20 protein-coding genes and 1 riboswitch are annotated in these 22281 nt (G+C 72.2%); of the genes, 11 read left to right on the top strand and 9 right to left on the bottom strand.

Annotation, left to right across the window (positions count from 1 at the left end):
- Window positions 1-4: 4 nt before the first annotated feature.
- The 4 genes from WH85_RS47525 to WH85_RS30060 form a co-directional block, all read right to left on the bottom strand.
- The gene (locus WH85_RS47525) at window positions 5-1903 is read right to left on the bottom strand and encodes an ADP-ribosylglycohydrolase family protein (protein WP_052720903.1); all 1899 of its coding nucleotides are present in this window, start codon (window positions 1901-1903) and stop codon (window positions 5-7) included.
- A 119-nt stretch (window positions 1904-2022) separates the two neighbouring features.
- Window positions 2023-3618, bottom strand: a complete 1596-nt coding sequence (locus WH85_RS30070; protein WP_045745410.1) for a hypothetical protein — start codon at window positions 3616-3618, stop codon at window positions 2023-2025.
- Between the two features lie 57 nt (window positions 3619-3675).
- A complete protein-coding gene (locus WH85_RS30065; protein WP_045745409.1) occupies window positions 3676-4608 on the bottom strand; it encodes a DUF1648 domain-containing protein in 933 nt (310 codons plus the stop codon).
- On the bottom strand, window positions 4605-4958 hold the full coding sequence (locus WH85_RS30060) for a GntR family transcriptional regulator (protein WP_045745408.1): 354 nt from the start codon (window positions 4956-4958) through the stop codon (window positions 4605-4607). Before WH85_RS30060 ends, WH85_RS30065 begins: the two co-directional genes overlap by 4 nt.
- Window positions 4959-5041: 83 nt before the next feature.
- Between WH85_RS30060 and WH85_RS30055 the strand changes: the two genes are divergently transcribed.
- Both WH85_RS30055 and WH85_RS30050 read left to right on the top strand, forming a co-directional pair.
- Complete coding sequence (locus WH85_RS30055; RefSeq protein ID WP_045745407.1) at window positions 5042-5758, top strand: hypothetical protein; 717 nt, start codon at window positions 5042-5044, stop codon at window positions 5756-5758.
- Between the two features lie 397 nt (window positions 5759-6155).
- Window positions 6156-6758 (top strand): YdeI/OmpD-associated family protein, encoded by a 603-nt coding sequence (locus WH85_RS30050; RefSeq protein ID WP_045745406.1) that lies wholly within the window; start codon window positions 6156-6158, stop codon window positions 6756-6758.
- Window position 6759: 1 nt separating this feature from the next.
- Here WH85_RS30050 and bluB read toward each other — a convergent pair whose 3' ends face one another.
- Window positions 6760-7377 carry a 5,6-dimethylbenzimidazole synthase gene (gene bluB / locus WH85_RS30045; protein ID WP_045745405.1) on the bottom strand — a complete coding sequence of 206 codons (618 nt, stop codon included), beginning with the start codon at window positions 7375-7377 and terminating at the stop codon, window positions 6760-6762.
- Between the two features lie 11 nt (window positions 7378-7388).
- Window positions 7389-7592: riboswitch (cobalamin riboswitch) on the bottom strand.
- A 95-nt stretch (window positions 7593-7687) separates the two neighbouring features.
- Between bluB and WH85_RS30040 the strand changes: the two genes are divergently transcribed.
- Window positions 7688-7993, top strand: a complete 306-nt coding sequence (locus WH85_RS30040; protein ID WP_052720902.1) for a GlsB/YeaQ/YmgE family stress response membrane protein — start codon at window positions 7688-7690, stop codon at window positions 7991-7993.
- Window positions 7994-8105: 112 nt separating this feature from the next.
- On the opposite strand, the gene WH85_RS30035 is transcribed toward WH85_RS30040, so the two are convergent.
- A complete protein-coding gene (locus WH85_RS30035; RefSeq protein WP_045745403.1) occupies window positions 8106-8780 on the bottom strand; it encodes a type 1 glutamine amidotransferase in 675 nt (224 codons plus the stop codon).
- Window positions 8755-10074 (bottom strand): HupE/UreJ family protein, encoded by a 1320-nt coding sequence (locus WH85_RS30030; protein ID WP_083449365.1) that lies wholly within the window; start codon window positions 10072-10074, stop codon window positions 8755-8757. Before WH85_RS30030 ends, WH85_RS30035 begins: the two co-directional genes overlap by 26 nt.
- Window positions 10075-10155: 81 nt before the next feature.
- Here WH85_RS30030 and WH85_RS30025 point away from each other — a divergent pair, with 81 nt between their 5' ends.
- Together WH85_RS30025 and WH85_RS30020 are read left to right on the top strand one after the other, a co-directional pair.
- Window positions 10156-10347 (top strand): hypothetical protein, encoded by a 192-nt coding sequence (locus tag WH85_RS30025; RefSeq protein ID WP_157411293.1) that lies wholly within the window; start codon window positions 10156-10158, stop codon window positions 10345-10347.
- Between the two features lie 446 nt (window positions 10348-10793).
- Window positions 10794-11552 (top strand): endonuclease/exonuclease/phosphatase family protein, encoded by a 759-nt coding sequence (locus WH85_RS30020; RefSeq protein ID WP_052720901.1) that lies wholly within the window; start codon window positions 10794-10796, stop codon window positions 11550-11552.
- A 3-nt stretch (window positions 11553-11555) separates the two neighbouring features.
- Here WH85_RS30020 and yidC read toward each other — a convergent pair whose 3' ends face one another.
- Window positions 11556-12389 (bottom strand): membrane protein insertase YidC, encoded by an 834-nt coding sequence (gene yidC / locus WH85_RS30015; RefSeq protein WP_045745401.1) that lies wholly within the window; start codon window positions 12387-12389, stop codon window positions 11556-11558.
- 62 nt (window positions 12390-12451) lie between these two features.
- On the opposite strand from yidC, the gene WH85_RS30010 reads away from it, so the two are divergent.
- The 6 genes from WH85_RS30010 to WH85_RS47520 all read left to right on the top strand — a co-directional run bounded on the left by WH85_RS30010 (window position 12452) and on the right by WH85_RS47520 (window position 18383).
- Entirely contained in the window at window positions 12452-13054 is a 603-nt protein-coding gene (locus WH85_RS30010) for a TetR/AcrR family transcriptional regulator (protein WP_045745400.1), read from the top strand.
- A gap of 63 nt (window positions 13055-13117) precedes the next feature.
- Window positions 13118-14725, top strand: a complete 1608-nt coding sequence (locus tag WH85_RS30005; protein ID WP_045745399.1) for a BCCT family transporter — start codon at window positions 13118-13120, stop codon at window positions 14723-14725.
- Window positions 14726-14834: 109 nt separating this feature from the next.
- Entirely contained in the window at window positions 14835-15701 is an 867-nt protein-coding gene (locus tag WH85_RS30000) for a metallophosphoesterase family protein (protein ID WP_045745398.1), read from the top strand.
- A 153-nt stretch (window positions 15702-15854) separates the two neighbouring features.
- On the top strand, window positions 15855-16043 hold the full coding sequence (gene fxsA / locus WH85_RS29995) for an FxSxx-COOH cyclophane-containing RiPP peptide (protein ID WP_045745397.1): 189 nt from the start codon (window positions 15855-15857) through the stop codon (window positions 16041-16043).
- Window positions 16040-17362, top strand: a complete 1323-nt coding sequence (locus WH85_RS53265; protein WP_063775557.1) for an FxsB family cyclophane-forming radical SAM/SPASM peptide maturase — start codon at window positions 16040-16042, stop codon at window positions 17360-17362. Before fxsA ends, WH85_RS53265 begins: the two co-directional genes overlap by 4 nt.
- Window positions 17337-18383, top strand: a complete 1047-nt coding sequence (locus tag WH85_RS47520; RefSeq protein WP_052720900.1) for an HEXXH motif domain-containing protein — start codon at window positions 17337-17339, stop codon at window positions 18381-18383. Before WH85_RS53265 ends, WH85_RS47520 begins: the two co-directional genes overlap by 26 nt.
- On the opposite strand, the gene fxsT is transcribed toward WH85_RS47520, so the two are convergent.
- Window positions 18352-22278 (bottom strand): FxSxx-COOH system tetratricopeptide repeat protein, encoded by a 3927-nt coding sequence (fxsT, locus tag WH85_RS29980; RefSeq protein ID WP_045745396.1) that lies wholly within the window; start codon window positions 22276-22278, stop codon window positions 18352-18354. The genes WH85_RS47520 and fxsT overlap by 32 nt on opposite strands.
- Window positions 22279-22281: the final 3 nt, after the last annotated feature.

Genomic DNA, 22281 nt, shown 5'->3' with positions numbered 1-22281 from the left:
TCCGTTACGGATTCCAGGAGCCGAGACGCGCGTTCCGCAGCGCTACCAGCCGGTCCGCGAGCCGACGGGTCTCCTCGGCGCTCGGCAGGCGCAACCGGTTCGCGTACGGCAACCGGCTGAGAACCTCCTCGCGGGAGAAGCCCGCGCCGAGCAGCCCGCCGGTCATCGCGGCGACGGTGTCCGCATCGCCGCCCAGGCCGATCGCGGTGAGCAGTCCGGCCCGCAGCGACGGTGCGGTGTGCACGCTGTGCAGCACGGCCCCGACGGTTTCGCCGGGTTCCATGCTCGGCCCGTGATCGGGAACAGCCCAGACACCCGTGATCACCTCGTTGATCGCCGTCATGACCGACGGCGTGGCCGCCAAGGTCACGGTCGCCTGCGCGGCGGCCTCGGCGGCGACCTCGAGCAGGAGAGCGCGGGACGCGCCTTCGACAGCCCACGCGGCGCACTCGGCGAGAACGCACGCCGCGACGACCGCGTCCGGCGCCCGGTGCGTCGGGCGGCTCAACTCGATGACCAGCCGTTGCCGGCGTTCCCGGTCGCCGATGCCGACGGCCCACCCGGCCGGGAACGCCCGCATCGCCGCGCCGTTGGTGTTCCCGGCGCGGTCCTGCCCGATCCTGCCGGTCTCCGCGAACAGCCGGACCGCCTCGGTGGTCGACGGGCCGAGACCGCGGATGTCCGGTGCGTGCTCACCGAGCAGGTCAAGGAAGGTCTCCGCGGAACCCTCCCCGCCGGTGTCGACGAGGTGGCGCGCGACGAGCAGGGTCAGGGCGGTGTCGTCCGAGGTGGAGCCCAGGTCCCAGCCGTCCCGGGCGTGCACCGTCTCGATCTGCTCGGCGGTCGCCCCGGACGGCCCCTCCGGAGGATACGTCTCGTACGGCAGGCCGAGCGCGTCCCCGCACGCGTAGGCGGTGAGGGCACCCGCGACCCGGTCGGCGACCGAGAACACGACCTCCGGGTGGAGACGCCGCAGCAGATCGAACCCGCGCGTCGCCGTGGTGGCCCGGGCCGCCGCCGCCAGCTCGACGGCTTCCCGTTCCCGGCCCGTCGCGGCCGCGGCCCGGCTGAGGGCCACCTGCGCATGGGTGATGTCGTAGAGGCACCGGGAGGTCTCGAAGGAACCGAGTGCTCCCCGGATCAGCTCGTAGGCCCGTTCGTTGTCGCCTTCCTCCAAGGCGATCAATCCGCGGGTCTGCGCCACCTTGGCCCGTTCGAGGGTCTCGCCCAGACCGGCGGCGAGTTGATCGGTCTGCTCCAGCAGTTCCCGGGCGGCGGGCAGGTCACCGGCCCGCAACCGGCACAGCGCCAGGCCGTGCATGCTGTGCAGCGCTCCCCGGGCGTCGGCGACCTCACGCCGTTTCTTCAGCACCTCCGCGTGCAGTGCGGCGGCACCGGTCACGTCCCCCCGGGTCAGCGCCACGTTGGCGAGGTTGCCCTTGAGGACCATCTCGACCAGCACGTCCCGCTCATCGTCGGGCAGCGCGGCGAGCAGCTCGAGGCCCTCACGGTAGGTCGCCTCGGCACCGTCCAGGTCGTCGCTGAAGTAGGCGGCCGCACCCAGCAGTGCGCACAGCAGCGCGATCGGGACGGCGGCACCGGCCGCGGCCTCACGCGCCTGCTCCGCCCGGCGCCGGGCTTCGGCGAAGTCCCCCAGGTAGAGCTCGATGTCGGCGACCCGGTGCAGGGCACGCACCCGGTCCACGCCCGGGTCCTCCAGAGCAGCCCGTGCCGCGTCCCGGGCACCCTCGAAGTCGCCGCGGACGAACGCCAGCTCCGACCGCAGCAGAGCAGTACCGGCGTCGCCGGCCGGAAGCCGCCGGATCACCTCTTCGGCGCCGGTCCAGTCCCCGAGGGTGATGAGCGCGTGGCCCAGGCGTGGGCCGATGTCCTCGATGGCCATGTGTGGTCGCGCTTCCCAGGGAACCGGCTACTACTGGAGGCAACGTCCGAAACTGTAGGGCGCGCTCGGCCGGGCGGATGCGGTTACCGGAGCTGTTGAGCCGGATGGGTGACCGGTTGTCACCGAGACGAGGCCGCGGCCAGTAGGGCGCGCACCACGTCGACCTCGCGCCGGCCGTCGTGGTCGCCCCGATGGCGGTAGGCGCGATCCACCGCGTCGAGACTCGCGGTCACCGGGGGCGGGGCAGTGCCGCGCAGCAGGGCGCGCACGATGCGGGTGCGCAGCCGCAGCAGCTCCAGGTCGGACTGGCGGTGGGCGGTGCCGGCCCGCCGGGCGCCCCGGACGGCGCTCGCCAGGGCTGCCCGGGCGACGGCGGCGGCCGTCAGTGATCGGCGGGTTTCGGCGTGGGTGAGAGCGATGCGACCGATACCGATCAGCACACGGACGGTTGCCCGGCGGCGGGCGCGGGTGGGCTGCGCGAGGAGCAGGGCGGCTGCCGCCGCGGGCAGGGCCAGCAGGGGCGGGTGGCCGGTCGCGGTGCGTGCTTCGGTGCGGCGGATCATGGCGTACGCGCGGAGTGCAGTCCGCGCTCCGCGGCCGGTGGCGGCGCCCGACCAGAGGCGCAGTGCCTCGGCCGTGTCCGCCGGGGCGCCGCTGCGGGCCAGGGCGTCGGCGAGCCGTACCCGGATCCGGGCCGTCGCCGACGGTGACAGGCCCGGTTGCCGGGAGACCGCCCGGAGTACCGTCGCCGCCTCGGTGTGCCGTCCGGCGTCGGAGAGCAGCCAGCCGTACGCCTCGGCCGCCGCCACCGGGGGCACCTGCCGCCACCAGGCTGCGAAACGTGTTCCGAAGTCGGGATCGCCCAGTGGGCGGGCGGGCCAGGCCGGCAGCGCACCGAGTTGGGCGCGCAGCACGTCGACCGCCCGGCCGGGGCGGGGCTGGGACGGATCGACCGCGGCGAGCCGGGCGGCGACCCGGTCGGTCAGTGCGGCGGCCACCCAGTCGAAGCGGCCCGGCCGCAGCAGGGGCACCAGTGTCTCGAAGACGTCCAGGTCCCGGCCCGAGTGCCCGACCACCAGCAGGTGACCGCTGTCCACTGCCGCGCACAGCGCCCGCCGCCGGTCCGTGTCGAGGAGGACACCTTCGAGGTCCTCCATCGTGGGCCGTAACGGCACCACCATCGCGTCGGCGTCCGCGTCCACCGAGCCGCGTAGCTTCACCAGCAACGGCCGATGGTCGAGGTCCAGCCTGCCGGGCGCCGACACCACCCGTAGTGGAGGCGAGGGCGGCATCTCCGCCCGCCATGCGGCGAGCGCCCGGTGGTACGGCTCCGGCGCGTCCGGGGGCAGCGGGGTCTGTCCGGTGAGCAGCGCGTACCCGAGCTCGATGCCGTTGTCGAAGTTGAGCGTGATCTGCAGAACGCCGCGTGCGGCGAGCAACGCGCAGAGGAGGTGCTCCTCGGACGGCAGGCGAACCCGCATCAGGTCGAGGACCCCGGCGACCGTGCCGTGTTCCACGCAGTCCTCGATGCAGCCCAGGACATTGCGCCGCCCGTCGATGTCCGGTTCGTCGGCCATCGGCTCGCCGGTGAGCGCCGCGGCGGCCTCGGCGCATCCGGTCAGCATCGCCGCGTGGAACTCGTCGCCCAACGGCAGCCCGGCGGGGTGTCCCCGGGAGACACCCGCGCCCGTGAGTACCGCCGAGGCGACGACCATGACTCGCATGGTAGGAGTGGATCGCTGCCGGGGCTGTCGGCTTTCGGCCCGCCGGGGTCACGCTCCGACGCGCTGCACCAGGGCACTGAGCAGGGCGGCGGGGATCTCCGGACGGTCCACGGTGACCGCGAACCGGCGACCGCCGTGCAGGTGCAGTACCAGTCCGGGGCCGCGGCGCAGGACCATGGCCGAACTGCCCGGGAGGATCCGGTAACCCCAGCCGCCCCACGCCGCCGGGTTGATCTCCATGACCTCGACCGCGGCGATCTTCGAAAGAGCAACGACCTTCAGGGGTACGCCGAGAAGTCCCGCGACCAGGCGCAACCCACGTCGGTCCACGGTCAGCCGGAGCCGACCGAAGAGGACCAGCACGACGGCCACCACCGCGACGAGCAACCACATCGGGCGCTGCCCGGTCAGAGCGAGCAGCAGAGCCACCGCCCCGCCCGCCGCCGGCAGCCCGGTGAGCAGGGGCGCCCGCAGACTCGTCGCATAGGCGGCCCGCTCGCTCGGCCCGAGGTCGAGCGGGTCCACCCCGGACGGGATCTCCGCGGCCGACGGGGTGGCCGGGCCGGCCGCCCAGCGGGGCACGAGTCCCCAGGCCAGGCCGCCGAGGAAGAACAGGATGCGCCAGCCCAGCCGGGTGTCGGCCGGGTTCGCCAGGGCCGCGGTCGCGGTGGCGACCCACATGCCGGCGGCGCTGCCGGTGACCGCCCCGGCGGTGGCCAGCGTGACCCCGGTGGCGTAGCCGTGCCGCTGCCCGCGGGGTGTGCGCGCCACCATCACGATCGCGGTGATCACGGCGGCGACGGTGATCGCCACCAGCAGCGCGGCGAACCGGGGTGTCGCACTGAACCGGTCCGCGGCGCCGGTCGCGTTCCAGTGTGTCGCGATCGGGTCCGGCAGGTCGCCGGCCCAGAACCACCAGGTGATCGGGATGATCACGGCCGGTGTCCCGGCCAGGGCTGTCGCCGCCCACCGTCGCCTCATGTCCACGCCTCTCTCATGATCGCCACCATTTCGTCCTCCCCCAATCCCTGTCGGTGCGCCTCGCGGACGAAGTGCCGGGCCAGCTCGACCAGGCGCAGCCGGGCCGCGTCCGCATCTCCGCGGATCACCGCCCCGCGACCCCGGCGTAGCTCGATCAGCTCCTCGTCGCGCAACCGCCCGTAGGCACGCAGCACGGTGTGCAGATTGACGTCGAGCAGGTCGGCCAGCTCGCGGGCGGCCGGCAGCCGCTCGCCCGGTGACAGCTCTCCCCGCATCAGGGCGCCGCGCACCTGCGCGGCGATCTGGTCGGCCAGCGGCTCGGTCGCGGCCACGTCCACCCGGAACAACATGTTTGCATTCTACTAGAACAAGTCGCAACGGTAGAGTCCCGGACATAGATCAACTAGGGGATGGACGAGACACCGTGCTTCGCATGCGCACCACCGCCGCCGTGACCGCTCTGACCCTGGCCCTCACCGGCTGCCAGTCGGGCTCCACCGCTTCCCCCTCCCCGGCCGCCTCCTCCCCGGCGGCCGCGGCCACCGACAACGGTGTGGCGGCGCTCGAGGCCGACGCGATCCTGGCCAAGGCCAAGGCGGCGCTCGCATCCGCCAAGTCGTTCCAGGCCAAGGGCCGCACCAACCTGCAGGGCCAGGACACCGACGTCGACCTCAAGGTCAGCGGCGCCGACTTCAGCGCCGTCATGTCCTTCGACAAGGTCAAGGTGGAGCTGATCGCCGCCGGCGAGGGCAAGTTCCTGCGCCCCAACGAGGAGTTCCTGGCCATGGCGGCCGGCGCCGAGCAGGGCAAGCTGATGGCCCAGTCGATCAACGGCCGGTGGATCTCGGCCGGCGGCGCGGGCGGCGAGGCCTTCGCGCAGATCTTCACGATCGGCACCGTCGACGAGTTCCTCGCCCCGGACGGCACCCTCACCAAGGGCGAGCAGAAGGAGATCGACGGCAAGCCGGCGATCGGCCTGAAGGACGCCGGCGACACCGGCACCGTGCTGTGGATCGCCACCACCGGCGAGCCGCTCCCGCTGCAGATCACCGGCAAGGACGGCGACGCCGTGGTGTTCAGCGACTTCGGGGCGACGTTCAGCGACATCGTCGCCCCGCCCGCCGACCAGATCTACGTGCTCGGCTCCTGACCCGTCCCTCCCGGGCCGGCCGCCCAAGCCGGTGTGCACGGGCGAGAGTGCCGCCGCGGCCGGCCGGACACGTTTCGTGCTCAGGGCGCCGAAGCCCGCCCGCGTGGTGACTTCAGGCGCGCTGGGCGCCCGAAGTCACCACGCTGGTGTTGGACCGTGGTGATTTCAGCCGCGCTGGGCGCCACAAGTCGCCACGCTGGTCGTGGGGTGTGGTGATTTATGGCGCGCTGGGCGCCCGAAGTCACCACGGTCGCGGCGGGGCGTGGTGATTGCGGCCGTGCACAGAGCCCCGAGTCACCACGCGGACGCTGATCACGAAACGTGTCGGGAACACCCGCAGCGCCACCACGTCCGGATCCGGACAGAACCTGACCTCAATGGTGTCTAGCCTGCCTACATGGGGAAAGCGGAACTGGACGAGCTGATCGTCGCGGACGCCGGCGCACTGCGGGCGTGGCTGACCGGGAACCACAGCACGTCCGAGGGGGTCTGGCTTGCGCTGACCCGCAAGGGCGGCACGGTCACCGCGCTCACCTGGCAGCAGGCCGTCGACGAGGGCCTGTGCTTCGGGTGGATCGACGGCCAGGCCCGCAAGGGCGACGAGGCGATGTCCTGGATCCGGTACACCCCGCGCCGGGCCCGCAGCATCTGGTCGCGGCGCAACGTGGAACACGTCGCCCGGCTGGAGGAGGCGGGCCTGATGCAGCCCGCCGGCCGGGCCGCGGTGGAGGCGGCGAAGGCGGACGGCCGGTGGGCGGCCGCCTACGCCCCCTCCTCGGAGGCGGAGGTGCCCGCCGACCTGCTGGCCGCCATCGCCGCCGAGCCGGCCGCGCAGGCCATGTTCGACGTGCTCACCAAGACGAACCGTTACGCGCTGATCCACCGCCTCGGCTCGGTCAAACGTCCCGAGACGCGTACCCGGAAGATCGCCGAGTTCGTCGCGATGCTGGCCCGCCACGAGGCGCACCACCCGCAGAAGGCCCGGCCGCCGGCGCCGTGAGTTACCAGCGGTCGTGGTGCAGGGCGTCCACCAGGGGTGCGCGGGACCGCCAGCCGTGGCGTTCCAGGTCGGGGACCTCCTGCAGGTGGGAGACCGGTCCCAGGCACAGCCACGCCACCGGGCGGATCCCCGGCGGGATGTTCAGCAGATCGGCGACGAACGGTTCCCGGTAGAACGAGACCCACCCGACGCCGAGGTCCTCCGCGGTCGCCGCCAGCCACAGGTTCTGGATCGCCAGGCAGACCGAGTAGAGCCCGGCGTCGGCGATCGCATGCCGGCCCAGCACCGCGGGACCGCCGCGCGACGGGTCGTAGGTGACCACCACCGACAGCGTCGACTCCAGCACGCCGTCGATCTTGATGCGGGCGAACCGTTCGGCCTCCGCGCCGGTCAGCCCTGCTGCGAAGACGGCGCGCTCGTCGCGTACATGAGCATGGAAGGTCTCCCGAAGGGCGCGATCACGGATCAGGATGAAATCCCAGGGCTGCGACATGCCCACGCTGGGTGCGGCGTGGGCTGCGTTCAGGACCTTCTCGAGTACGCCCGGAGCGATGTCCCCACCGGTGAACTCGGCCCGAACGTCCCGCCGGGAATGGATGACACCATACAGATCAGACAAAGCAGCTCCCGCTGGATCCCACGCGAGGCCGGTCTTCGGACTTCCGGATCGTCACCTCACCGCCCGCCTTCCCAGCCATGGTGGCCAGTGGCTGCGCCGGAGCGCGTGGGCGGCAGCTCCCCGGTCACCGCGGCGGGCTCCGTGCCGGACTCACACCGGCTTCCCGATTCTCCCCGGCGGCGAGCTGCCGCCGGGGCACCTCGCTGACAGTTAGTGCCACCGATCACCCTATCGGTCGGCGCAAGGCGCGGCGTTTGACCCGATGGTCACTATGGGCATGGGCGGAGTTCGACATACCGGGGAGGACGTTGTGGACCTGCAGGACTACCTGACGGCGATCGTGTTCGGGACGATCATCGGAGTCGTCGCCCGGATCGTGCTGCCCGGGCGGCAGAGCATCGGCATCATCCCGACCGTGCTGATCGGCATGGGCGCCGCGGTGGCCGGCACGTGGGCCGCCGACCGCTGGGAGCTGCACAGCGACAACCTGTTCACGGTGACCGGCCGGACCTTCGACTGGGCTGTGGTCGGCGTGCAGGTGGGCATCGCCGTCGTCGGCGTGGCGATCGCCGCCGTGCTGGCCAAGACCTTCACCACCGACCGCGACTCCGACTGACGGCCGGCGACCGCGGCTGACTACCGGCGACCGCGACTCCGGCTGACGGCCGGCGACCGCGGCCCCGGCCGACGGCCGGCGATCGTGGCCCCGGCCGGCGACCGGTCCGAGGTCAGCGTCCGGCCAGGTCCGCGAAGGCCCTGACCATTTTGTACGCGGCAGCGGTCGCCGCGGCCTCGGCGCGCTCGGCTGCGGCCCGCAGCGCGCCCAGGTCGAGCCCGTCCGCGGACAGGGCCGCCTCGTCCCAGGTGGACAGCCGGTCCGCGCCGACCTCGGGGTGGAACTGGAGTCCCCAGGCAAGCTCGCCGACCCGGAACGCCTGAACCGGGCAGGCCGCACTCGACGCGAGCAGCACCGCCCCCGGTGGCAGCGCGGTCACCTGGTCCCGGTGGTTCTGGATCACCGGTACGGCCGGTCCGAGCCCGGCGAACAGCGGGTCACCGGCCGCCTCCGGCCGCAGCGTGATCTCGCACGACCCGCGCTCCGGCTCGCCGTGATCCGCGGTGACCGCACCGCCTGTCGAGACGGCAAGCAGTTGCGCGCCGAGACAGATCCCGAGCAGCGGCACGCCGGCGTCGACGCAGGCCCGGACCAGGTCCCGTTCGGCCGGCAGCCACGGTGCGTGCCCGTCGTCGTCCGGCAGGAACCCGCCGCCGAGCAGCACCACCGCCTGATGGCCGCCGGGCCCGGTGGGCACGTCCGGTCCGTGGACGACCCGCGGTTCCCGGTCGCCGAGCCAGTCCAGGAGACGTCCGGGACCGCTACCCGGCGAGTTCTGCACGATCATGATCGACACGGCCGTCAGTATGCCCGGCGGCGTCCCGGTTCCACGAGGGCACCGACCGCGCCACCACCGCCACCAGGGCGATCGCCGCGGCGGTCAGGAACGGGTGTTCGACCAGGTGGTCGGTGACCGGTTCCAGCGGATTGCCGCCGATCATCGTGGTCCGTTCGGCGAACCAGGCCGCGGCCAGCACGATCCCGGTCCCGGCGACCACGATCCGGAACCCCGGGTAGAGCCGGGTGCGGTCCAGCGCCAGGAACGACGGCATCAGCAGGGCGACCACGATCAGCTGGGTCAGTTCGATGCCCAGGTTGAAGCCGAGCAGATCCGTCACCAGCGACTCCCGGCCGAGCCCGAGGTCGGCGACCAGCGCGGCGAACGCCAGCCCGTGCATCAGCCCGAATCCGGCGGCGATCCACGCCTCGCCGCCGCGGACCAGGGGCCGGATCGCGTGCACCCCGGAGACCAGCACGGACAGCGCGATCACGCTCTCCACCAGCCGGACCGGCAGCGACACGTAGCCCAGGGAAGCCAGCGCCAGCGTGATCGAGTGGCCGGCGGCGAACGCCGTGACCACATGCACCACCCGCAGCCAGCTCCGCCGCGGATCGCCGGCGCGCACCCACCGGCCGGTGCGGGCCAGCAGCGGTGCGGGCAGCAGCAGCATGATGAGGAAGAGCAGGTGGTCGGCGCCCTCGGCGATGTGTTCGATGCCGAGCCGCATCGCCGCGAGGAACCCGGTCTGCGGCGCGACCACGCCGGCCGCCGGGACGGTCAGCGTCTGCCGCTGCCAGGTCAGCGTGCCGGCCACCGCGTGCTCGCCATCGCCGGCCGGCCGCAGCCCGACGAAGACCTGATGCACGGCCAGCCGGTGCAGGATCGCCGTCCAGGTGAGGGTGAAGTCGCCGACCGCACCGCCGGGCGGTGTCAGCACCAGGTCACAGATCAGGTGGTCGACGTCGTCGACCCGTTCCACCCGGCCGCCGCTGATCTCCAGCTGCCAGGGCGTGCCGTCGGTGCCCGCCGCCGCGCTGTGCTCCCGCAGATATCCGCGTAGTTCGCCGAGTTCCGCGGGCTGTGTGACCGAGGCCGCGGTGAGCGGCCGGCCGAGCGCGGCCGCCAGCCGGTCGACCGGCAACTGCACACTTCCGGTCACCCGGTCCGGGGCGACATCGAGCAGGATCGCGGTGGCGCTGAGCGGGTGCGCCGCCGCCGGCTCCCCGGCGATCAGGATCCCCATCGTGTACGCCGCCGCGAGAAGCACCGCGATCCCACGCCATGGCCGGTTCGTTCTCATGAGCACCCCCGTGCGCCTTCCCCGGGGCTGTCGATCGTGCGAAGCTCCGGACATCCATTGTAGACAGTAGGAGGAGCGGGGATGACCATGCAAGATCGACCGTCACGGATCTGGAGGCGCCGAGCCGCCACCCTGGCCGCCACGGCCCTGATGGCCACCGGCGGTGTCGTGGTGACCACGGCCGGACCGGCCTCGGCGACGCAGGGCAGCGCTCTGCACATGCTGCTCTGCCACAGCTGGCGCTCGTCGGTGAGCGCCGTCGCCTGTCACTGAGCGCCACCCGGGCAGTGCCGCCCGCCGACCGTGGTCAGGCGGTGGTGGGCGGCACTGTCTCCTGGTGCCCTGCTCCCGAACGGCAACCGGCGGGCACCGGGATCGCCCTCAACCAAAGCTGATCATGGTTGTCGCAACGCGGACGGGGGAGTGGGCGGCGCGGACAGGGAGTGGGCGGCGCTTACGGGGAGGCCGCGCGGGCGGGGGAGCAGGAGGTCAGGGGGAGCAGTCGTCGGTGGCGGCGAGGAGCCGGGGGTGGGTCCTCGAGGCCGCGGTCAGCGGTCGCCGCCGGTGCAGCCCGGTTCCGGCGCGGAGGAGGATCCGCGCCGGGACCGGGCGTTCGTGCTGCCGGGCCGGGGTGCTCTCAGCAGGGGCCGGAATCGTCCGATGGGAGCAGGGACGATCCGGCCCGCCGGCGACGTGCCGGGGATGGGGGTACCGCTGCCGTGCCGCTCACCCTGGCCAGCATCAACCTGCACTGCGGGCTGGACCGGCACGGGTACGCGTACCCGGTCGAGGAGGCGATCGCCGCTCTGGACACGGACGTCGTCCTGGTGCAGGAGAACTGGCGCCCGCGCGGCGGGGTGAGTCTGGCCCGGGCGGCGGCCGGCGACTGCGGCTACCCCGGGTACGCCGAACTGCCGATGACCGGCGACGTGGACCTGCCGGGCCTGGCGGTGGCCCCGCGGGCGCCGGACGAGATCGGCGCGTGGGGGATCGCCGTGCTGAGCCGGCATCCGATCACGGTCCGCACCCCGATCGGGCTGGGTGCCGCCCCCGGTGACGTCATCGGTGACCGGTCGGCGCAGGTCGTCGAGGTGGCCGGCCTGCAGGTGGTGAACGTGCACCTCACCCACCGGCTGCCGTACGGCCCGGCGCAGTTGCTCCGGCTGCGGCGCGGGCTGGCCGGAGACTACCGCCCGACGGTCATCGCGGGGGATTTCAACATGTTCTGGCCGACGATTCTGCTGGCCCGCCCGTACCGTCAGGCGGCCCGGGGGCGGACCTGGCCCGCGCACCGGCCGCTGGCCCAGATCGATCACATCCTGCGGAGTCCGGGCCTGCGGATCCGGAGGTCCGGGGCGATGCGCGGGGTGGGCAGTGATCACCGCCCGATCCGGGTCGAGGTGGAGGTCCCGCGGCGCGCACCCGGACGGCATCCGGATATCGCCGCGCTCCGCCCTCCAGCTCGACACCGGCCGTGAGGGTCAGGGGGTGACCGGGGCGGGCGGGGTCGTGCCGGTGGCGAGGTTCGCCGGCGGGAACTTGCGCAGCACCCACTGCTGCTGTCCGAGGGTGATCAGGTTGTTGGTGACCCAGTAGATGACCACACCGAGCGGGAACAGCGCGCCCGAGAACAGCAGCGTGGCCGGGATGCCGTACAGCATCATGCGCTGGATCATCTTCTGCTGCGGGTCCTCGGCCCAGCCGGTCTTCAGGATCATCTGGCGGCTGGTCAGGTACGTCGTCAGCATCATCACCAGGACCAGGATCGCGGCGATGACCTTGACCGCGCCGCCGGAGGCGCCCAGGGCCTCGAGCTCGGCGGCGGAGGAGCCGAACTTGCCGGCGAGCGGGGCGGTGAACAGGCCGGCGTGGGTGGCGTCGTAGAACTGCTCGGCGCTCCAGCCGTACCTCTCGGTGCCCAGGTTGTCCGGGCGCAGGCGGTTGAGCACGTGGAACAGGCCGAGGAAGACCGGGATCTGGACGAACATCGGCAGGCAACCCATGAGCGGGTTGACCTTCTCGGTCTGGTAGAGCTCCATCATCGCCTTCTGCATCGCCTCCTTGTCGTCCTTGTGCTTCTCCTGCACCTCTTTGACCTTGGGCTGCAGCGCCTGCATGGCCCGCTGGCTCTTGATCTGCTTGACGAAGACGGGGAAGAGGATGGCGCGCAGGGTGACGACCAGGAAGACGATCGCGAGGACCCAGGTCCAGTTGGTGCCGAGGACGGCGTCGTCGGGGACGCCGAGGGCGTCCCAGATGCCATGCCAGGTCAGCAGGATCCACGAGATTGCGGAGTAGATCCAGTCGAGACTCACGAGGGCTCCCGTCAGAGGGATGGAGACGAAAAAGGCAACACGATGATGCCATAGTGACTCCCATGACGGAGCTGACACGGCGCACCACCGGCGTCCGGCACGGGGCGCGCAGCGTTCAGGTGGTGGAACGGGTCCGCGCGGCGGTCCTCGCCGAGATGACCCGGGTCGGCTTCGCCGCGATCACCATCGACGGGGTGGCCCGGGCCGCCGCCGTCAACCGGACCACCATCTACCGCCGCTGGCCGTCGAAGGCCGCCCTGCTCGAGGCCGTGGTCGAGCCGCTGCTGGCCGAGCACGACCGGGACCCGGCGACCGGCACCCTGCGCGGTGACCTGCTGGTGCTGCTGTGCCGCATCCGGGACAGCTCGGCCCGCCCCGAGGGACGGGCGATCGCCGCGGCCGCCAAGGCGAGCGCCACCGAACTCGGGGATCTGATGGCGAGCGCGGTCACGCGTACCCTCGCGCCTTTTCACCGGGCGGCGGACCACGCGGCCGCAAGAGGCGAGATCGAGGATGCGTCCCGCGGCCGCCTGGCCGTCTTCCTGGCCTACTCGGGCGTCTTCATGTGGGAGCAGACCCACGGCGGACCGCCCGGCGACGACGACTGCGCGACGCTCGCCGACCTCGCCCTGGCCGGGTTGGGTTGCGCCCAGGAGTCGTGTTGATGATCACTATCTGTATAACTGCTGAAAAGTAATGCCTGGTGGGGTGACTACGCTCCGAAATCCATGAGCGGAAATCAACCACCGATCACCGACAGGAAGCCCTCCGTGGATCCTGTCATCGTGTCCGTGGCATTGGCCGGCATCGTTGCCGTCGTCCTGTGGGGGATCCTCAGCCCCGGGTCGCTCGGTGACGCCGCAAGCGCCGGCCTGGCCTGGACCATCACCGACTTCGGCTGGCTGTTCGTGGTCGCCGCGGACGCCTTCCTGGTCGCGGCGCTGGTCCTGGCCGCCTCCCGGTACGGCCGGATCCGGCTCGGCCGCGACGACGACCGTCCCGAGTTCAGCACGCCCGCCTGGATCGCGATGATGTTCGGCGCCGGCATGGGCATCGGCCTGATCTTCTACGCCGTCGCCGAACCGCTGCAGCACCTCGGCACGCCACCGCCGGGAGCCGACGCCGCACCCGGCACCACCGCGGCCGCCTCCTCGGCGATGCAGTTCACGCTCTTCCACTGGACGCTGCACCCGTGGGCGATCTACGCCGTCGTCGGCCTGGCGATGGCCTACGCCACCTACCGCAAAGGCCGCGGCAACAGCCTCTCGGCCGCGTTCCACCCGCTGCTCGGCAAACACGCCGACGGCGCGGCCGGCCGGGCCATCGACCTGATCGCCGTCTTCGCCACCGTGTTCGGCTCGGCCACCAGCCTCGGCCTGGGCGCCCTGCAGATCGCCGCCGGCCTGGGCATCGTCACCGGCATCCCGCAGTCCGAAGGCCTGGACATCGCCATCATCGCGGTGCTGACCGTGGCGTTCGTGCTGTCCGCGGTCTCCGGCATCAGCCGCGGCGTCAAATGGCTGTCCAGCGCGAACGTCGTGCTCGCCGCCGCCCTGGTGCTCTTCGTCTTCCTGGCCGGGCCGACCGGCGCCATCCTCAACGTGCTGCCCTCCTCGATCGGCAGCTACCTGAGCAACCTGGTCGAGATGTCCGCGCTCACCGCGGCCGTCGCCGACCCGGACTGGCTGGCCGGATGGACGATCTTCTACTGGGCGTGGTGGATCTCCTGGGCGCCGTTCGTCGGCACCTTCATCGCCCGGATCTCCCGCGGCCGCACCATCCGCGAGTTCGTCGTCGGCGTCATGCTGGTGCCCAGCGGCGTCAGCGTGATCTGGTTCGCCGTGCTCGGCGGCAGCGCCCTGGACATGCAGCTCAGCGGCACCGCCGACCTCACCGCGCAGCTCGCGGACGGCGCCGAGGGCGCCCTGTTCGGCCTCCTGGACGCGCTGCCCGCGGCGAACGTCACCAGCATCGCGGCGATCATCCTGATCGCGCTCTACTTCATCACCGGCGCCGACTCGGCGTCCCTGGTGCTGGGCACGCTGTCCTCGCGCGGCGACCTCGACCCGCGCCGCCCCCTCGTGATCGTCTGGGGCCTGACCATCGGGGCGGTCGCCGCGGTGCTGCTGGTCGCCGGCGGCCTGGAAGCCCTGCAACAGGCCACCATCCTGGTGGCGCTGCCGTTCGTGGTGGTCATGCTGGCGCTGATCGTCGCCCTGCTCCGCGAACTGTCCCAGGACCCCGGCGGTCGTCTCGAGGCCCGCCCGCCCGCGCCCGCCTCAGCAGCGGAACCTGCGGAACCCGCGGAACCTTCGGTGACCTCGCGGTCCGCCTGACACGGCCTGCCGTCGCCCGCGTTCTTGCTGCCGCGGGTGACGGCCGTGGTCGTTCTCCAGGGGTACGCCTGGCGTCGCGTTGCCGTCAGATCCCGGTAGCCTGCTCCTCATGACGGCCGGAAAGCTCCTCGCGGTGAGCGACCTGCACGTGGCGTACAAGGAGAACCTCCAGCTGGCCGGCCGCCTGGCACCCACCTCCGACGACGACTGGCTGATCGTGGCCGGCGACGTCGGCGAGGTGTTCGACGAGGTGGTGGCGACCCTGCGGCACCTGGCCGGCCGGTTCGCGAAAGTGATCTGGGCGCCCGGCAACCATGAACTGTGGACCCACCCGAAGGACCCGGTGACCGCCCGCGGCGACCGGCGTTACCAGCAGCTGGTCGCGGCGTGCCGGTCCCTCGGCGTGGTCACCCCGGAGGACCCGTTCCCGGTGTGGACGGGCACCGGCGGCCCGGTCGTGGTGGCGCCGCTGTTCGTGCTTTACGACTACACCTGGCGGGCCCCGGGCACCACCACCAAGGCGGAGTCGCTGGCGTACGCGGAACGCACCGGCATCGTGTGCACCGACGAGATGCTGCTGCACCCGGACCCGTACCCGTCCCGGGAGGCCTGGTGCGACGCGCGCCTGGCCGAGACCGAACGCCGCCTGTCCGCGATCGACCCGGCCCTGCCGACGCTGCTGGTCACGCACTGGCCGCTGCACCGGCACCCGACCGATATTTTGCGCTTCCCGGAGTTCGCCCAGTGGTGCGGCACTGAGGGCACCGCCGACTGGCACACCCGCTTCCGGGCGCAGGTGGCGGTCTACGGCCACCTGCACATCCGCCGGACGACCGAGCGTGACGGGGTGCGTTTCGAGGAGGTCTCGCTGGGCTATCCGCGGGAGTGGCGGGCCCGGTTCGGCGAGGCGCCGCCGCTGCTGCGCGACGTGCTGGCCGGCGAGGACGTCGAGCCACCCGTCCTGGCCGGGCTCTGACTCGCCGGCCCCGGGAGTTTCGACCCGCCCGGCTGATCCTTGACCCGCCCGCAACCCGCATCCATCGCCTGCCGTTAAGGTACCGGTGAGCAAGTCCGATAAGCCTATGAAGGCGGATAGTTGTCGGAACTCGGCGAGTCGGCTGGAGGATCGATGGCGGAAGGCGACGACAGGCTCGCGCCGGGCCTGGTCGGATCGGACTTGATCGACGTCACGGGGCTCTCCCTCGGTGACGTCGTCACGCGCCGGGACAGCGCGCTGGACCACGCGGTCAAGCGTGTCCTGACCGATCTCGAGTCGCCGGACGACGTCATCTCGGGTTGGAACAGCTTCATCGAATGACCGCCGTCCGCATCGCCCCGCCTCGATGGCCGGATCAACTCCTCGACGTTGATGCGATCGCCGCGAGCGGGTGGCGGCCGGCGCCGTTCCGGGAGTTCGTGGCGAAGGTGCACCAGCGGTGCAACCTGTCGTGCGACTACTGCTACGTATACACGATGGTCGATCAGTCGTGGCGGGGCAGGCCGGCGCTGATGCCCGCCGAGGTGCGGACCGCGACCGCGCGGCGGATCGCGGAGCACGTCGGCCGGCACGAGCTCGCCGACGCCCTGGTGGTCCTGCACGGCGGTGAGCCGTTGCTGGCCGGTGTCGACGTCCTGACCGGGTTCGTCGCCGAGATCCGGTCGGCGGTCCCGGCGTCGTGCCGGCTCCGGGTCGGCCTGCAGACCAACGGCACGCTGATCGACGACGCCGCGGTGACAGCGCTGGCCGCCGCGAGGGTCACGGTGAGTGTGAGCCTCGACGGGGGACCCGCCGCCCACGACCGCCACCGCCGGTACGCCGGAGGCGCGGGCAGCCACGCCCGGGCCGTCCGCGCGATCGAGATGCTCGCCGGGGCCGGCGCCCTCGGTGGCCTGCTGGCGACGATCGATCTCAGCCAGGACCCGGTGGAGTGCTACGAGCAGCTGCTGGCCCACCGCCCGCCGGCGATCGACTTCCTGTTCCCGCACGCCACCTGGACGAACCCGCCGGCCGGCTCGGGGTACGGCCGGTGGCTCTGCCGCGTCTTCGACCGCTGGTACGACGCCCCGGTCCGGGAGGTCCGGGTCCGGCTCTTCCAGTCGCTGCTCAACCTGCTCCTGGGCGGCGAGGGCGGCAACGAGCAGATCGGGCTGTCCCCGATGCGGGCGGTGATCGTCGAGTCGGACGGGGCGATCGAACAGACCGACGCGTTGAAGGCGGCGTACCCGGGTGCGGCCGCGACCCCGTGGAACGTGCTGACCGACGGGTTCGACGCGGCACTGTGGCATCCCGGGTTCGTCGCCCGCCAGCTCGGTGTGGACGCTCTCGGCCCGGACTGCCGCGCCTGCCCGGTGCAGCGCGTCTGCGGCGGCGGCCACTACGTGCACCGCTACCGCGAACCGGACGGGTTCCGCAACCCGTCGGTGTACTGCGGCGACCTGCGCATCCTCATCGACCACGCGGCCCGGCGGCTGCGTGCCGATCTCACCGGGACGGAGCACGATGACCCTGGCCACTCTCGGCGTCCCCCTGCCGATCTTCGACCGCTTCAGCGCGGGGACGGCGGGTCCCACGGGGGTCGGCCTGCTGACCAGAGCCCTGCTGAGCAGGCGGATGCTGCTGCTGCGGGCGGTCGGTGAGGCCGCACCGGACCGGTCCCGGGCCGCACTGGACGTCCTGGTCCGCGCCGAACGCGAGTCACCCGAGTCGGTGCGGGAGATGCTGCGGTCGCCGTGGGTCGGATCGTGGAGCAGCCGGATCGGCCGGCGCCTGATCGGGGCGGCACCGGACGCCACCGACGCCGGGACCACGATGGAGGAGGACTTCGACCACCTCGACCGTCTCGCAGACCAGGTCAGCGGGCGTTCCGGGACCATCGCCAGGGAACTGCGCGCGGTGCAGGGCGAGCACACCTTCCGGGTGACGCTCGAGGACCGGGACCCCTACCGGGACTGTTTCACCATGGCGGTCACCGGGCCGGTCCCGGACGGCACCGCCGCCCGCTGGCAGGACCGCTTCACCGAGGCGTCCCGCCTGCTCGCGGTCCACCTGCCGGACCGTGCCGCGGAGCTGCGGGCCGGGTTGCGCTCGATGGTGCCGCTGGCGGGCATCGCCGGGGCCCCCGGGCTCAGCGCGACCTCGCACCACGCGTTCGGCGGCCTGGCCCTGACCGAACCCGTCGACGCGGCCGCCTTCGCGGTGACGCTGATCCACGAGTTCCAGCACTCGACGCTGAGCGCTCTGCTCGACCTGGCCCGCCTCTTCGACCCGGCGGCCCGGGAGAAACGGTTCTTCGCACCCTGGCGGCGTGACTCCCGCCCCCTCGGCGGACTGCTGCAGGGGGTCTACGCGTTCCTCGCGGTCGCCGAGGCCTGGAACGCCCTGCGCGCCGAACCCGCCCTGGCCACGCGGGCCGAGGCCCAGTTCGCCGAGACGACCGCCCAGCTGGCGGCGGCACTTCCCCAGCTGCGGTCCGCGCCCGCGCTCACCGCCGAAGGGCGGCGCTTCACCGAGGGGCTGACCGCCCGGCTGGACCTGCTCACCGCGGTGCCGGTCCGCCCGGAGACGGCCGGCCGCGCCCGCCGGGACGTGGAGGCGCTCCGCGCGGACTGGCAGACCCGGCACGGGCTCACACCCACGGCGGTTCGATCTCCAGATTGATCCGCCGGCTCTCGTTCATCAGCACGGTGTTCGGGTGCCCGGTGCCGAGCTTCCCGGACGCGCGGGCGACGAGCCGGAGCTTCAGATTCTCCGCGGGGTCGGTCTCGCCGGCCAGCCGGAGACTGACGGCGAGGTTGCTGCCCACCGCGAGGACGTCCGGATGGTCCGGGCCGAGGAGCCGGCGGAGGATGCCGTACGTCCGCTCGTCGAGCTCCCGCGCCCGTTCCCGGTCACCCAGCTCGAACAGGTCGTTGGCGAGATTGGCCTGACTCACCAGCGTGTACGGGTGCTGCTCGCCGAGCAGCCGGTCCAGGTGGTGCCACGCGTGCTCGGCCAGCGGCCGGGACTCCCCGGGCCGGCCGAGCTTGCGGATGAAGATGGCCAGGTTGTGTTCGCAGGTGAGGGTGAGCAGATGCTCGTCACCCCGCTGGATGCGGTACTGGCGCAGCGCCTCCTGGGCCCGGGCCCGGGCGCCCTCGTCGTCGCCCAGGGACGACTCGGCGCAGGCGAGGTTGACCGAGCAGGCGAGCGTGTCGGTGTGATCGTGGCCGTGGAAACGCTGCATGACGACCAGGGTGTCCATCGCGGTCGTCCACGCCGCGTCGAACTCGGCACGCTTCTTGTACGACACCGCCAGACTGTTCGCGGTCCGCAGTGTCTCCAGATGGTCCGCGCCCATCACCTCGCGGCTGGTCGCCAAGGTCCGCAGCAGCAGGTCGTGCGACTTGTCGTAGTCGCCCTGTTCGCGCAGGTCCCGGGCCAGGCTCGCGGCGGAGTACAGGGTGTAGGGGTTGCTCGCCCCCAGGCTCTGCCGCCGCCGGGCGAGGGTGTCCTCGTCGATCCGGGTCGCGGTGCCGAACTCCCCGGCCAGCCGCAGCGAGACCGCCAGGTTGTTGAGCGCCATCAGCGTCCGGTCGTTGTCCTCACCGAACTCGTCCTGGAACCCGGCGAGCGTCTCCTCGTCCAGCTGCCGCGACTCCTGGTACCTGCCCAGCTCGCGGAGGTCGCCGCCGAGGCTCTGCGCCACCATCAGCACGTACGGGTGCCGCTCCGGGAGCACGGTCCGCATCCGGTCCCGGACCTCCAGGTCGATCGTGTACGCCTCCTCGTACCGGGCCAGCAGGCGCAGCGCGTTGGCCAGGTGGAACCGCATCAGCAGGACCGTCGGATCGTGCGACGTGCCGTCCGGGTCCCACCAGGTGAGGGCACGTTCGGCCAGTTCCTGACTGCTGACCAGGTCGCCGCTGCGCCAGAGGTAGCGCACCAGATCGAGGACGAACTGGCGTACCTCGGGTTCGGTGGAGGTGGGCACGTCGGCCGGGTCCGCGTGCGGCCACAGTTCCGCGTACCTCGGCCAGTTCTCCGGGCGGTCCGGGTAGTTCGGGTTGGCCTCGCTGAGGATCAGCTGGGCCTCGTGGCGGCTCAGATCGCGGGCGTCGCCGGCGAGACTGTTCCTGATCACCACCTGGACCAGGCGGTGCATCTGCAGACTGCTCTGACCGGGATCGATCCGGGCCAGCGCGTACCGGCCGATCTCCCAGATCACCCGGATTCGCAGGAGAGGATCGACCAGCGAGGGGTCGACGGCCACCAGGTAGCGCTTGAAACGGTCACCGGACAGCAGGGACACCGGGATGGGGTCGGGGCCGAAGAAGGCGCAGATCTCCAGTACCTTGGCCGCAGCCGGCATCTCCCGGCGCATGCGCTGCAACGACAGCAGCCAGGTGGCGGCGGCCGAGTCCGGGTACTGCAGCTCGGGTCCCGGCGCGGGCTGGGCGAGCATCCGGGGCAGCTCGTCGCGCAGCATCTCCACATAGCGCTCGACCGGCATGGCGGTCGCCTTGAGCCAGGCACCGGCCTGTTCGACCGCGAGGGGCAGGTCGCCGAGCAGCTCGGCCAGCTCGGCGGCGTCCCCCTCGGCGACGTGCGGCGCCCGTCGCCGCAGCAGCGCCACACTCTCCTCCCGGGCGAAGGCGTCGACCTGGATGATCTCGGTGTCCTCACTCCACGACGGGTTCCGGGAGGTGATCAGGACATGGCCGCCGCTCGGCGGGACCAGCCCGCGGAACGCCTCCGGGTCGTCGGCGTTGTCCAGCACGAGCAGCCAGCGGCTGCCGAGGCGCAGCGACTCCAGGACGAGACGGACCCGCTCCGGAACCGGCATGGACGAGGTGGCCACCTCCCGTTTGACCGCCAGCTCGGCGAGACCGGACCGGGCCTGACCGATCGGGTCTGCGGACACCCACCAGATGGTGTCGTAGTCCGCGGCGAACCGGTGGGCGAACTCCAGGGCGATCTGGGTCTTGCCGACACCGCCCAGCCCGATCAGGGACTGCGGGACCACCCGGTCGGGGGCGGTGGCCAGGCGGTCCCGGACGCGTTCCAGAAGGACGTCGCGACCGACGAAGGTGTTGTTGCGCGGGGCCAGGTTCGACACCTGCGGGGCGTCGGCCGGGTACCGGACCCGGTGCCGGGCGACCGAGACCCGGGCCGGGGTCATCGGGGTCCGCAGGTCCAGTCCCTCCAGGACGGCGGTGCGGGCCTGCTCGGCGTCCAGCCCGTACAACTCGACGGCCGGCTGGTCGGTGAACGGCGGGGGATACCGCATGCTGTCCATCCGGACCGGCGTCAGCGAACCGGGGGCGCCGGTCGCCCGCTCGGCGGTCAGCTTCCACAGGTCACGGGCGTTGTCCGAGACCACATAGCTCGGTGACAGGACCGTCATCACCCGGTTGTTGCGGCTCAGCAGGTGGGCGGCCTCGTCCAGATGCCGGCTGCGGGAGTGCTGGCTCACGTCGTGGATCGTCGCCTCCGCCCCCGCGTCGGCGATGGCGACGGCGATCCACTCCGCCCAGGTCCGGTCGATCGAGGCGTAGCTGACCAGCACCCGGGTCTCGGCGGTGGTCCGCGGCTGTTCATAGACGCCCAGGGTGCGCCGGCGGGCGGTCTCGTCCACCGGGCGCAGCCGCGTCACCCGGCCGTCGGTGACCACGGCGGCGAGCCGTTCGAACGCGGCCAGCAGCGTGCCCTCCTGGCGGGGCCGGTCGCCGAAGGTGGCGAGGATCTCCTCGTACGCGTAATAGGGCTTGTAAGGGATCTCCACCTCGCTCCAGTAACGTTCCCGCCGGTCCGGGTCGAGGTCTTCCAGGTAGTCGCCGAAGCTGGCCCGGGCGTAGTCCCGGCCGGCCTCGAGTTTGGCCTGTTCGGCGTCCTCGACCCGCATCGGCACCGGCAGGATCCGCACCGTGCGCCCGGCGGGCAGGTCCCGGAGGTATTTGCTGACGCTCGCCGCCCCGGCGACGCTCTGCGTGCTCAGGGTGAAGCAGTTGACCACGATGTCCGGGAACTCGACGGTCAGCAGGCCGGCCACGTCACTGAGCCCGGTCCGGCTGTCCAGGAGCACGTAGTCGTAGTTGTCGCGCATGCTCCGGCCGAGCAGCTCCAGGAAGCGGCGTCCGCCGAGCCGGTCGTAGAAGTTGCCCCAGTCGAACGTGCTCACCTCGTCGGAGTAGCCGGGCTGCTGCTGGCCGGCGGGGAGTAGATCGAGGGTGCCGCCGTCCGGGAACGAGGCCCAGTCGACCGAGACGGCGTGTTTGACGACGTTCGCCTGGGCGGTGTGCGCGGCGACGATCTCGTTCTCGTCGTCCGAGCGGAGCCGGACATCGAGGGCCGCGGCCGCAGCCTTCCGGATGATCTCGACGACGCCCTGTGTCCGTTGCAGCCGGGGGTCGGGCAGGAACGGGTGGAAGTAGCGGTGCAGCCCGGGCGACTCCAGGTCGAAGTCGACGGCCAGCACCCGCAGCCCGTTGCTCGCCATGATCCAGGCGAGGTTGGCCAGGGCCATGGTCCGGCCGGTACCGCCCTTGTACGAGTAGAACGTGACGACCTGGCCCATGGC

The organism is Actinoplanes rectilineatus (assembly GCF_000962825.1).
Taxonomy (GTDB): Bacteria; Actinomycetota; Actinomycetes; order Mycobacteriales; family Micromonosporaceae; genus Actinoplanes; species Actinoplanes rectilineatus.
The sequence above is the reverse complement of the archived record's forward strand: the minus strand, read 5'-3'. Positions and strand labels throughout refer to the sequence as shown.

Bases quoted from the DNA above. Each gene is read 5' to 3' on its own strand.
- WH85_RS47525 (WP_052720903.1), bottom strand. From the start codon at position 1,903: ATGGCCATCGAGGACATCGGCCCACGCCTGGGCCACGCGCTCATCACC.
- WH85_RS30070 (WP_045745410.1), bottom strand. From the start codon at position 3,618: ATGGTCGTCGCCTCGGCGGTACTCACGGGCGCGGGTGTCTCCCGGGGA.
- WH85_RS30065 (WP_045745409.1), bottom strand. From the start codon at position 4,608: ATGAGGCGACGGTGGGCGGCGACAGCCCTGGCCGGGACACCGGCCGTG.
- WH85_RS30060 (WP_045745408.1), bottom strand. From the start codon at position 4,958: ATGTTGTTCCGGGTGGACGTGGCCGCGACCGAGCCGCTGGCCGACCAG.
- WH85_RS30055 (WP_045745407.1), top strand. From the start codon at position 5,042: ATGCGCACCACCGCCGCCGTGACCGCTCTGACCCTGGCCCTCACCGGC.
- WH85_RS30050 (WP_045745406.1), top strand. From the start codon at position 6,156: ATGGGGAAAGCGGAACTGGACGAGCTGATCGTCGCGGACGCCGGCGCA.
- WH85_RS30035 (WP_045745403.1), bottom strand. From the start codon at position 8,780: ATGATCGTGCAGAACTCGCCGGGTAGCGGTCCCGGACGTCTCCTGGAC.
- WH85_RS30030 (WP_083449365.1), bottom strand. From the start codon at position 10,074: ATGAGAACGAACCGGCCATGGCGTGGGATCGCGGTGCTTCTCGCGGCG.
- WH85_RS30025 (WP_157411293.1), top strand. From the start codon at position 10,156: ATGACCATGCAAGATCGACCGTCACGGATCTGGAGGCGCCGAGCCGCC.
- WH85_RS30010 (WP_045745400.1), top strand. From the start codon at position 12,452: ATGACGGAGCTGACACGGCGCACCACCGGCGTCCGGCACGGGGCGCGC.
- WH85_RS30005 (WP_045745399.1), top strand. From the start codon at position 13,118: ATGAGCGGAAATCAACCACCGATCACCGACAGGAAGCCCTCCGTGGAT.
- WH85_RS30000 (WP_045745398.1), top strand. From the start codon at position 14,835: ATGACGGCCGGAAAGCTCCTCGCGGTGAGCGACCTGCACGTGGCGTAC.
- fxsA (WP_045745397.1), top strand. From the start codon at position 15,855: ATGGCGGAAGGCGACGACAGGCTCGCGCCGGGCCTGGTCGGATCGGAC.
- WH85_RS53265 (WP_063775557.1), top strand. From the start codon at position 16,040: ATGACCGCCGTCCGCATCGCCCCGCCTCGATGGCCGGATCAACTCCTC.
- WH85_RS47520 (WP_052720900.1), top strand. From the start codon at position 17,337: ATGCTGCTGCTGCGGGCGGTCGGTGAGGCCGCACCGGACCGGTCCCGG.
- fxsT (WP_045745396.1), bottom strand. From the start codon at position 22,278: ATGGGCCAGGTCGTCACGTTCTACTCGTACAAGGGCGGTACCGGCCGG.